This is a genomic window from Streptomyces sp. NPDC002730 (genome assembly GCF_042888805.1).
Taxonomy (GTDB): Bacteria; Actinomycetota; Actinomycetes; order Streptomycetales; family Streptomycetaceae; genus Streptomyces.
In genome coordinates, this window is the sequence record NZ_JBIAQG010000026.1 from 41,260 (window position 1) to 52,128 (window position 10,869).

Genomic DNA, 10,869 nt, shown 5'->3' on the forward strand with positions numbered 1-10,869 from the left:
CTGGAGTTGCCCCTGGCAGCCATCGACCTGATCGCCTGGACCCAGGCGCTCCTGCTGGACGGCGAGTTGGCCACTGCCGAGTCGAGGCCACCCGCGCCGGCGCCGGCAGGACCGCCACGTGTGCCGTCGTCAGTCGCCTCGCCAAATGTTGTCGAAGGCCGCCTCGTCGATGGCTCGCCGCTGCCGTTCGACCTCCAGTTCCCTCAACGCGTCATTGACGGCGGCGAGCGCTGTCGCCACCGCGTCGTCGGTCACGCTCGGGGAGGCGTCAGTCTGCTTGTCGCGGATCCCGAGAGCCACTGCAAGAGCGGCGAGGATGGGCTCATCCGATGTCATGCGGTTCGCCGCCAGGCGGCGATCGGACGAATCGACCAGCACCATCTGGCTGGTCCGGGAGGGTATCCAGCGGTGGCGGCGTTGCCGAGTGAGCTGGCCTTCCGCCTCAAGGGCTGCCAGATAGGCCGCGGACAGGCCGCGGCCTCTGCGCCACAGCCAGTCGTCGACCGACTCGTACGGCGCTTGTCGGGCAAGTGACGACGCGGCCTCGTCCAACAGGCGATCAGCAATTGCTCGCCGATCGCTCGGCACGATGTGATCGCCGTCCAGTCTGATGGCTTGAGCACCCAGGAGGTCGATCAATTCGGCGCCCGCGAGCGCAAGCGACAGATCGCCCGGTTCGACAGTGCGACTGGACGCCATGTCCAAGGCGACGATCATCAGGTCCCGCGGTGTGGTCATGAATGGCTCCACGTCAGGGGCATCAGTAGCGATGCGTCGCGGTTCAGCGTGTCCGGCGCCCGGCATGACGCCGAGCGGCAAGGTCAGCTGCCGTTGTCGGAGGCCGCCGCGATCGCGGCACGGATTTGCTGCGCGTAGCCGACGGGCGTGAAGTCCGGGCCGACGCCGTCAACCAGGATCAGGTCACTGATCGTGCGGTCGGTACGCAAGGGCAGGATCTTCTGGTACTCGGGCGAGTTGTACCACTCCCTGGCCTTCGCCATGTCGGGGAACTCGAGCAGCACCACCGAGCCAGGCCAAGCGCCTTCGAGGACTTGCACCTCGGCGTCCATCGCAGGCCACTTTCCTCCGTACGGCGCTGTGGTGGCTTCCACCTGCTCCAGATAGGCCAGGTTTTCCTCCTGCGGTATGCCGGGGATGCGCAGCTGATTGATCAGGTATGTGGTCATGTCGCGCCTCTCCTACTGTGTCGCACTGAGCCGTTACCCGGGCGAAGCGCGTGCCGCTTGCGCCAGGTGACGGATTCCCGTCAGCTGAACTTGACGTCGCTGAGGTCCAGCGTGATCGGGATCCACGACAGGTACGGGGTTCGGCCCTTTCGAGGCGGGTGCGCATGTGCCGCTTGGTCGGCACCACGATCCCGTCGAAACGGATGTAGTGGGCGACCGGCGGCCTGACCGTTGGCGTCCGGCTGGTAGTCCATCCGGCGCAGCAGAGCGGTGTCGAGGCTCCACTTGGTCCGGGGTATAGCCGTCGAACGCCGCCCGCAGGTTCTCCAGCGCCTCGATGATCTCGCCGTCCGCTCCGGTGACCGCCACCGGATTGGCCTTCTTGTCGAAAACGACCGTGCGACCGGTCGGCTCCTGGACCTGACGGAAGTACTCCTCCTGGAGGTTCGCCTCGGTGTTCTCGGGGTCGGCGAAGTCGGCGTGCCCGTTGAACTCCCAGAACGAGCCCGCCATAAGTGACCCGCGCGCTGACGGTCACGAGGCTCTTCCAGCGGTCGAGCCCGCCATCGGCTTCGAGCACACGCTCAAGCATTGCGTCCATCGTTGCTCCTGATGAGGACCAATGAGTGCGAGCGGGCCGCCCTCGCCATGGATCTGATGGGTGAGCGGTGGACCCTGCTGGTCGTCCGCGAGAGTTGATGTTCGACTCGAAGCGCTTCACGGATCTGCGCTTCGAGCCGGAAGGCGAGCCGGAACGTGCTGAACCAGCGCCTCGAGGAGCTGGAGGCGAGGGGCGTCGTGCGCCGAGCGGGACCTACCCGCCGACGAGCACTCCCGTATACGAGCTTACGGAGTGAGGACGGCAGCTGCATCCGTCACGACGCGCGAGCGCCGGCTCGACAGTGTCGTTGCGTCCCACGTACACAGCATCTCCCTACTGATCCCGAGGTCCCTGGCCACCGCCGCGTACGTGCGCTTGCCCTCCGCCGCGCGGTACAGAGCGACACCGTGGCGAGGGCGCTGTACCGGGCGGGCCGCTTGGCGGGGCGGGGGCGGTGGCCACCGGCCCAGGGGGCGGTCGGTCCGTGGCGACACTTCCAGCTTCGTTGAAGTGTTTGTGCGTCTTCGATCTGGGCCCGAAGAATGAAGGCAGCCACGAGTGAAGGAGAGACATATGCGCAAAGGGATTACTGCGGCCCTTGCCGCGTCCGCCGCTATGTTCGGCGTCATCGCGTTAGCGCCCACCGCCTCTGCCGAGCCGAACCCGGCCGGCTGCCCCAAGGGGTACTTCTGTGCCTGGAGCGGGCCGGACCAGACAGGCACCCTGGTTCTGAAAACGGCAGGCAACTGGAGCGGGAGCGTGGCATTCCGGTCCGTATTCAACAATGGGTACCGCCTGCCCGGGGCCGATCACGTCGACATGACGTATTGGTACGAAGGAGACGGCACGGTAACCAGTTGTCTTCACTACAACCCGGGGCCAGGCGAATACAAATGGACTGCCCCCTACACCGAAGTCATCTACGGCGTCAGGTGGCGGGGCGAGTGTTAGTGGAGTTCTTCCACACTCCGCGGAGCCGAGGAAACACATAGCCATATGGCGCGGCGCAGTGCTGGCTGATGCGACGGGCCAACAGAACCCGCGTCTGTCATCAGAGGTAGAGGCTGCCAGTTGGAACAGCGAGAGGGCGCCAGCCACCACATACAGGGTGGCGCCCTCCAGCGCGTCTGCCTCTAGAGGTAGGCGGCGTACGGGTACCAGGGCCGCGCCCATCAGTACGCCGCAGGCTCCCGCATCCTCGCACCGCGCATGACAGTCCTTAATGCGCGGTGGTGTACGGGCGGTCGCGCCGGGCGTCGTGGAGGACCGAGCCCCACCACAGGAGCTGGTCGAGCAGTACCTTCGCGGCACCATTGGGGCCCTCGGGGTCCCTGAGGATGCCGTCGGGGCCGAAGAGCTCGTAGTACCGGGGGAAGGCGACGTAGTCGCGGACCGTGTGGGCCTGCAACTCGCCGAAGACCTGGCGCAGCTGCTCCACCGCCAGGATGCCGCCGCTCCCCCCGCTGTAGCCGACGAAACCGACCGCCTTGGTCTGCCACTCGGTGTAGTGCCAGTCGATGGCGGCCTTCAGCGAGGCCGGGAAGCTGCGGTTGTACTCCGGCGTCACCACGACGATCGCGTCGGCCGCCGCGATCCGCCGGGTGAGGCCCGCCATCTCGGCGGGACGGGCCATGTCGGGCTCGAGCGCCGGCGGCACGGGCGGCAGCTCGAGCGGCAGGGGCGTATCCGCGAGATCGATCAGGTCCACAGTGAACTGGCCGTGCTGCACGGCCTGCTCGACGAACCATCGCGCGACTACTGGGCCGAACCGGCCCTCCCTGACGCTGCCGATGATCACCGCGAGGTTGAGGGTCTCACTGGGCATGGCTGTGCTCCTTCTCCGCAAGTCAGTAGGTGACAGGTGACCTCGGTGGTCACGACCCTCAACCTGCCGGGCGGGGCGGAGACCAGGAAGGCCGGGCCGAGACTGGTATTGGCAGGGCCACGATCCCGGCGGTCGCGCCTGTTACGTTCGCAACGTGAGCGACAACGAGCTGGGCATGTTCCTGCGTATCCGCCGTGAAGCCGTTACACCCGCCGAGGTGGGGCTGCCCACTGGGCCCCGCCGCCGTACGCCGGGCCTGCGCCGGGCCGAGCTGGCCACGCTCGCCGGAGTCAGCGTCGAATACGTGACACGGCTCGAGCAGGGACGCGACCGCCGGCCGTCCGCGCACGTGCTCTCCGCACTGGCCGACGCGCTACGGCTGACCGCGAGCGAACGCATCCACCTGCACCGTCTCACCAAGGCGGCCGAGGGCGGCTTCACTTGTATGGGCGGCGCGACACCGGCCCGCGCGGTGCGCCCCACCGTGCAGGCGCTGCTCGACCGCCTTGAGCCCGCCCCCGCCGTGCTACTCAACCGGCTGAGCGAGATCCTCGCCTGCACCGCAGGTTACGAGCGGCTGGCAGGACCCATGGGTCTGCTGGACGGCAGGCCGCCGAACCTCGCCCGCTTCGTGTTCACCGACGACCGGGCGCGTACCGTCTACCCCGACTGGGACCGCATCGCCGACGAACAAGTCGCCGCCCTCAAGCAAGGGCCGTTCCGGGCGGATCGGCATGTCGCGGCGCTCGCGGACGAGTTGACCGTCACCGCCGGGGCGACTTTCGCCGAGCGCGTGGACACCCTGCCCGGCCTTCCGAAGTCCAGCGGCGTAGCACGGCTGATCCACCCCGAGGCGGGCGAGCTGCGCCTGGCATACGAAACCCTCGAACTGCCCGCCGACGACGACCAGCGCCTCATCGTCCACCTCCCCGCCGACGACGCCACATCCGCCGCACTCGACCGCCTCACCGGCCGCCTGCCGGGCGCGCTGCGCGCAGTGTCCGGCTGACGCGGGCCGGCGTGGCACGCGAGGTACGGCTACGAGGCCCTGTTGACAGCAGGGCTGCCGACGATTCGCGCGACGTCGTGGACGCGACGCTGCGCGCACTCACCCGCAGCACGTCGTCAGTGATCGACGGGGCGGGCCAACGCGCTGACCGCGTTGATCTTCGGCAGGCTGCTGCCGCCCCAGTTCTCCGCGCTCATTGCCGAAAGGGTGATGTGCACGTCCTGAGGCCGACCCCGAGACTGGTCAGCTCTGCGACCGGCACGCGAGCATGGGTCGGTCCGGACAAGACCCCGTGCCGTGCCGCCAGGTCGCCGAGCACCCCGCATACGGCGTCTTCCGGCACGGTGACCGTGACCTCAACCACCGGTTCCAGCAGCTCCATCACGCTGACGCGCAGGGCCTTCCGACGCACAAGCCGGCCAGCTGACTGGAATGGGTGGCTCCGTCGGTCCGTGTGCCGAAGTCCGGCGCGGGGAGGACCGGTGGACCGAACCGGCACGGGGCGTCACCCCTAGTAGTGATCGATCGGGCCGTACTCATCCATGGCCTTGGTTACCCCCACTGCCCTGGCGGTTCTGGTGGCCGCGTCCGATTCGGCGATCCTCACCTGTTTCTCGGCCCTCCCGGTCCGTCTTCCCCGGTGGCGCATGCCCCAGCGGTCGCCGCGTCCCGGCTTGCCGGTTGTCCATTCCTCGAGATAGAGACCGACATGTGAGATAAGTGCCGAAATACGCAATCCCTGTAGCCGCGTCTGCCGAATAACAAGTGAGACATCCGTCTGCGGCTCGCGTCGAGCATCCACGGAACCGGATTGGGGAGCCCCCCGACCGGCCCACCGTCCGCGCCCGGAAGGCTACCCACCGTACGGGTCGCACGCCCCGACCCTTGCCGGGGTGCAGCGCCGGGGCCCGGAACATGGGCCCGTGGTGGCGGGTGGCGGCCGCAACTTCTCCAGGGAGCTCACATGGTCGGAAACCCGGTCGAGGCATTGACCTCCGGCCAGGAGGAGTCCCCACCCCTTCGGGGCGGGTATGACGAACCGGCCGCTGATACCGAGAGGATCCTCGCCGAGGTGCTGGCTGACGTCGTGTGCGTCGGGCGGGTGTCGGCCGACAGTCACTTCTTCGACGAACTGGGCGCCGACTCGTTGGTGATGGCGCATTTCTGCGCGCGGGTGAGGAAGCGCGCGGACCTGCCGTCGGTATCGATGAAGGACATCTACCGGCATCCGACGATCAGGAGCCTGGCGACGGCGCTGGCGGACTCAGCGCCCGACTCCCCGGTCGAGCCGTCGGCCTCGGTGTCAGCGGCACCGGCGGGGATGCCCCAGTACGCTTTGTGCGGCGCCCTGCAGCTCCTGACTTTCCTCGGATACTCCTACCTCCTCGCGCTCGTCACCGCTCGGGGCTACGAGTGGATCTCCGCCGGGTCGGGCGTGATCGACGTTTATCTGCGATCGATCGTGTTCGGCGCTGCAGGCCTTCTGGTTCTGTGCGCCCTTCCGATCCTGGTGAAATGGACCCTCATCGGTCGGTGGAAGCCGCGACAGATCCGCATCTGGAGCCTGGCGTACGTCCGCTTCTGGATCGTCAAGACGCTGGTCCGGTCGGACCCGCTGGTCCTGTTCGTTGGTTCGCCGCTCTACGCGCTCTATCTCAAGGCGCTAGGCGCGAGAATCGGGCGGGGCGTCGCGGTCTTCTCGCGGAATGTGCCCGTGTGCACCGATCTCCTCGTCATCGGCGACCGCACAGTCATCCGCAAGGACTCGTTCTTCAACTGCTACCGGGCTCGCGCCGGCATGATCCAGGTGGGCCGGGTCAACCTCGGGAAGGACGTGGTCGTCAGCGAGGCCACCGTGCTCGACATCGAGACCTCGCTGGGCAACGGGGCTCAGCTCGGCCATGCATCCTCCCTGCACAGTGGTCAGGCGGTGCCTGACGGCGAGCACTGGCACGGCTCACCGGCGCAGCCCACCCAGGTGGAGTACCAGGTGGTGGGCCCGGCCGGCTGCGGTGGCCTGAGAAGGGCGACCCACAGCGTCCTGCAGCTTCTGGCCGTGTTGCTCCTGTACGTGCCGCTGGCGGTCGGCGGCGCGGGCATGCTGCTCGCTCTGGCCCCGCAGCTCCACGCGGTCCTGGAACCGGGGCCTGCGGTCCTCACGAGCTGGACGTTCTTCCTCGACACTCTGGCGGCCTCCGCCGTGCTCTTTTTCGGCGCTGTGCCCCTACTTCTTCTCGTCCTGGCCACTGTCCCCCGCCTGCTCGGCCGGGCCATCACACCTGGCAGGGTCTATCCCCTGTACGGCTTCCACTACGGGGTGCACCGGGCGATCGCGTTCGTAACCAACAGGAGGTTCCTGACGCGCCTGTTCGGCGACAGTTCCTGCATCGTCCACTATCTGCGTTTCCTCGGGTACGACCTCTCCAGGATCGAGCAGACCGGGTCGAACTTCGGTACGGAGGTGAGGCACGAAACCCCGTACCTGAGTTCCGTCGGGAGCGGAACGATGGTCGCCGACGGTCTGTCGATCATCAACGCCGACTTCTCGAGCACCTCTTTTCGCGTGTCCCGGGCGTCGATCGGAGCACGCAACTTCCTCGGCAACAGGATCGCCTACCCCTCGCGGGGCAGGACGGGCGACAACTGCCTCCTCGCCACGAAGGTCATGGTCCCTGTCGACGGGGAGATCCGGGAGGGTGTCGGGCTTCTCGGCTCGCCCAGCTTCGAGATTCCGCGATCGGTGCAGCGGGACAGCACGTTCGACGGGTTGAAGAGCGGCGAGAAGCTGCGCAGCCGCCTCGCATCCAAGAACAGGCACAATGCCGCCACCATGGGGCTGTTCCTGCTGGTGGGATGGATCCACTTGTTCGGTGTCACCCTGCTCCTCTCGGGCGCCGCGGACCTCTACGCCTCGTTTGGTGCGTCGGCGATCGCACTGGCCTACGTCCTCGTACTTCCGTTCACTGCCGTGTACTTCGTGCTGGTCGAACGTGCCGTCACGGTGTTGCACCCCTTGGGTCCGCTTTTCTGCTCGATCTACGACCTCCGCTTCTGGCGGCGTGAGCGCTTCTGGAAGGTGCCGTCGGAGACATATCTGCGGGTCTTCAACGGCACCCCGTTCAAGAACGTGATCTGGCGCCTGCTGGGTGTCCAGCTAGGCCGCAGGGTCTTCGACGACGGCTGCATGCTGACTGAGCGAACGATGGTCGCCATCGGGGACGGCTGCACGCTCAACGCGGGGAGCGTCATCCAGTGCCACTCGCAGGAGGACGGCACCTTCAAGTCCGACCGCAGCACGATCGGCTCCGGCTGCACCCTCGGGGTCGGTGCTTTCGTCCACTACGGCGTGACGATCGGCAACGGCGCTGTGCTCGCCCCCGACTCCTTCCTCATGAAGGGCGAGGTCGTCCCGGAGCACGCGCGGTGGGGCGGCAATCCGGCCCGGCAGATCCGCCGGAACAGCGGCGAGGAGTGGAAGTAGACCACCATGGGAACGCCCGTGAATGCCAACGTGGAGTTCTGGCGCGGTGTGCTCGTTGCCGGTGGATTCACCGAGATCCCGCGGTGGACGCTCAATCCGGTGCCGGGCGTCGTCGAGCACGAGGCGGCGATCCCGGACCACGTCGTGGCGGCGTCGCACCGACTGGCGAACGAGCTGGCACTGCCGCTCGGTTCGGTACTGCTGGCCGCGCATGCCAAGGTGCTCTCGGCACTGTCCGGCGAGCAGGAGGTCACCACCGGCTACGTCGCCGCCGCCGATGCCGGCCGACCGCTGCCGTGTCGGTTGACCACCGCACCTGGCTCGTGGCGGGCGCTGCTGCTGAACACCCATCAAGTCGCCTCGGAACTGCTGTCGCACAAGGACTTCCCGGTCGATGACCTCAGGCGCGAACTGGGCCTGACCCAAGCGCCGTTCGAAACCGTGCTCGACCTCACCGGAGGCGGCGGCGACATCGCCGAGGACACCGTGCTGGAGGTGGGAATCTCACAGGACGGCGACCAGCTCGCGCTGCGGCTGCGCTACCGCACCGACGCCCTGGACGCCGACTGCGCCGCCAGGATCGCCGGCTACCACCTCACCGCACTCGCACTGATCGCCGCCGATCCGGACGCCGAGCACGGGCGGCAGAGTCTGCTGTCCGCCGAGGAACTCCGCTTCCAGCTCGAGGGGCTGGCCGGACCGCGCCGGGAGTTGCCGGACCGCCGGGTGCACGAGCTGTTCGAGGAGCGGGTGCGGGCGCATCCGGATGCCGTCGCAGCCGTGCACGGCGAGAGGCAGTGGACCTACCGGGAACTCAACGCCCGCGCGAACCGGCTGGCACGCGCCCTGCTGGCCCGCGGCCTTGGCCGCGAGGGCGTCGTGGCGGTGGTGACGGAGCGCAACCTGGACTGGCTGGCCGCCGTGCTGGCGGTCTTCAAGGCCGGCGGCGCATACCTGCCCATCGAGCCGCACTTCCCGGCCGGGCGCATCGCGACCACGCTCTCCCGCGCCGAATGCGGGCTCGTGCTGACCGAACCGGGCAGCACCACCACCCTCGACCAGGCCCTCGACTCGCTGCCCGCAGTCCAGACGCTGGTCATCGACGCGGCCTACGAAGAAGACCATCCCGACGGTGATCCCGGCATCGACGTCGCGCCGGACCAGCTCGCCTACATCTACTTCACCTCCGGCTCCACAGGCGAGCCGAAGGGCGCGATGTGCGAGCACGCGGGCATGCTCAACCACCTCTACGCCAAGATCGACGATCTGGGGATCGGCGAGGGCCAGGTCGTGGCCCAGACCGCACCGCAGTGCTTCGACATCTCGCTGTGGCAACTGCTCTCCGCGCTCCTGGTCGGCGGGCGGACCCTGCTGGTCGAGCAGGAGGCGATCCTGGACGCCCAACAGTTCCTCGACACGATCGTCGACGGCCGGGTCGGCGTGCTCCAAGTCGTGCCGTCCTACCTTGAAGTCGTGCTGTCCAGTCTGGAGCAGCGCCCCCGCGAACTGCCGGACCTGCGGTGCGTCTCGGTGACCGGTGAGGCGCTGAAGAAGGAGCTCACCCAGCGCTGGTTCGCGGCAGAACCCGGGATCAAGTTGGTCAACGCCTACGGGCTGACGGAGACCTCCGACGACACCAACCACGAGGTCATGGACCGGGTGCCGGACCGGATCCTGCTCGGCCGCGCGGTCAACAACGTCCACGTGTACGTCGTCGACGAACACCTCACACCCGTGCCGCTCGGCGCCCCCGGTGAGATTGTCTTCTCCGGGGTCTGCGTCGGCCGCGGGTACGTGAACGACCCGGAGCGCACCCGGCTGGCTTTCATGGCGGATCCACACCGAAAGGGCCGGCGGCTCTACCGGGGCGGTGACTTCGGCCGCTGGCACCCGTCGGGGAAGCTGGAGTTCCTCGGCCGCCGGGATGCCCAGGTCAAGATCCGCGGGTTCCGGATCGAGATCGGCGAGATCGAGAACACCCTGCTGCGCCTCCCTGATGTCCGCGACGGCGCGGTAGTGGTCGCCGAGCGGACCGGCCGCAGCAAGTTCCTGGTGGCCTTCTACTCGGGTCCGCTCCTGCTGAAGTCCGGTTTCCTACGGGACCGGCTGAGCGAGTCGCTGCCCGAGTACATGGTCCCGTCGGTCTTCCACTGGCGGGAAAGTCTGCCGCTGACGGCCAATGGCAAGATCGACAGGAGAGCATTGGCCTCACTCGCCGAAGAACTCGACACAGTCGAGGAGGCCTACCAGGCACCCAGCACGCCGACCGAACAGCGGCTGGCCGCCACGTGGGCCAAGGTCCTCGGCATCCCACAGAACCGGATCAGCAGACGGGACCACTTCTTCGACCGGGGCGGCACCTCACTGTCGGCAGTGAGGCTCGCCATCTCGCTGGACCGAATGGTCTCCCTCAAGGACGTCACCCGTCACCCGGTGCTCGCCGATCTGGCCGGGCTGGTCGACGGCCGGTCCGACCGGAGCTCCGTGCTGCAGCAACTGACGGAAAGTGACGGTGGTCAAGCAGGTGCTCTGGTTGGCTTCCCCTGCGCCGGCGGCGATGCGATGCACTTCCAGGCGCTGGCCAGGGCACTGCCGGCCGGCGGACCAGCGGTCTACGCCGTCGACGTGCGCGATTCCGATACTCCCGGCGGGAGCGAGCCGTTCGCGTCGGTCGCAGAGGTGGTTGAACAGGTCATCGCCGAGATCACCCGGCGTGGCCTGACCAGGATCCTGCTGTGGGGCCACTCCTCGGGCACGGCGTTGGCC

The 10,869-nt window shown here is 67.9% G+C and carries 8 protein-coding genes; 4 read left to right on the forward strand and 4 right to left on the reverse strand.

The genetic code is table 11. The features are described 5' to 3' along the window. Window positions 1–129 precede the first annotated feature (129 nt). On the reverse strand, window positions 130–738 hold the full coding sequence (locus tag ACFYXH_RS40355) for a GPP34 family phosphoprotein (protein WP_389574240.1): 609 nt from the start codon (window positions 736–738) through the stop codon (window positions 130–132). Window positions 739–821: 83 nt separating this feature from the next. Further along, entirely contained in the window at window positions 822–1,187 is a 366-nt protein-coding gene (locus ACFYXH_RS40360; RefSeq protein WP_389574243.1) for a DUF1330 domain-containing protein, read from the reverse strand. A gap of 1,174 nt (window positions 1,188–2,361) precedes the next feature. Between ACFYXH_RS40360 and ACFYXH_RS40365 the strand changes: the two genes are divergently transcribed. Continuing rightward, window positions 2,362–2,739 carry a peptidase inhibitor family I36 protein gene (locus tag ACFYXH_RS40365; RefSeq protein WP_327321410.1) on the forward strand — a complete coding sequence of 126 codons (378 nt, stop codon included), beginning with the start codon at window positions 2,362–2,364 and terminating at the stop codon, window positions 2,737–2,739. A 268-nt stretch (window positions 2,740–3,007) separates the two neighbouring features. On the opposite strand, the gene ACFYXH_RS40370 is transcribed toward ACFYXH_RS40365, so the two are convergent. Continuing rightward, window positions 3,008–3,613, reverse strand: coding sequence for an NADPH-dependent FMN reductase (locus ACFYXH_RS40370; RefSeq protein WP_389574246.1), 606 nt, complete (start codon window positions 3,611–3,613; stop codon window positions 3,008–3,010). A gap of 154 nt (window positions 3,614–3,767) precedes the next feature. Here ACFYXH_RS40370 and ACFYXH_RS40375 point away from each other — a divergent pair, with 154 nt between their 5' ends. Beyond that, a complete protein-coding gene (locus ACFYXH_RS40375; RefSeq protein WP_389574249.1) occupies window positions 3,768–4,622 on the forward strand; it encodes a helix-turn-helix domain-containing protein in 855 nt (284 codons plus the stop codon). Window positions 4,623–4,815: 193 nt separating this feature from the next. Here ACFYXH_RS40375 and ACFYXH_RS40380 read toward each other — a convergent pair whose 3' ends face one another. Further along, window positions 4,816–5,004 (reverse strand): hypothetical protein, encoded by a 189-nt coding sequence (locus ACFYXH_RS40380; protein WP_389574252.1) that lies wholly within the window; start codon window positions 5,002–5,004, stop codon window positions 4,816–4,818. 582 nt (window positions 5,005–5,586) lie between these two features. Between ACFYXH_RS40380 and ACFYXH_RS40385 the strand changes: the two genes are divergently transcribed. Next, entirely contained in the window at window positions 5,587–8,103 is a 2,517-nt protein-coding gene (locus tag ACFYXH_RS40385) for a Pls/PosA family non-ribosomal peptide synthetase (protein ID WP_389574254.1), read from the forward strand. Between the two features lie 6 nt (window positions 8,104–8,109). Further along, on the forward strand, window positions 8,110–10,869 hold a 2,760-nt coding region (locus ACFYXH_RS40390; RefSeq protein WP_389574257.1), incomplete at its 3' end, for an amino acid adenylation domain-containing protein.

What these genes read in the sequence shown, in the direction of transcription:
- ACFYXH_RS40355 (WP_389574240.1), bottom strand. Translation starts at nt 738, where the DNA reads ATGACCACACCGCGGGACCTGATGATCGTCGCCTTGGACATGGCGTCC.
- ACFYXH_RS40360 (WP_389574243.1), bottom strand. Translation starts at nt 1,187, where the DNA reads ATGACCACATACCTGATCAATCAGCTGCGCATCCCCGGCATACCGCAG.
- ACFYXH_RS40365 (WP_327321410.1), top strand. Translation starts at nt 2,362, where the DNA reads ATGCGCAAAGGGATTACTGCGGCCCTTGCCGCGTCCGCCGCTATGTTC.
- ACFYXH_RS40370 (WP_389574246.1), bottom strand. Translation starts at nt 3,613, where the DNA reads ATGCCCAGTGAGACCCTCAACCTCGCGGTGATCATCGGCAGCGTCAGG.
- ACFYXH_RS40380 (WP_389574252.1), bottom strand. Translation starts at nt 5,004, where the DNA reads ATGGAGCTGCTGGAACCGGTGGTTGAGGTCACGGTCACCGTGCCGGAA.
- ACFYXH_RS40385 (WP_389574254.1), top strand. Translation starts at nt 5,587, where the DNA reads ATGGTCGGAAACCCGGTCGAGGCATTGACCTCCGGCCAGGAGGAGTCC.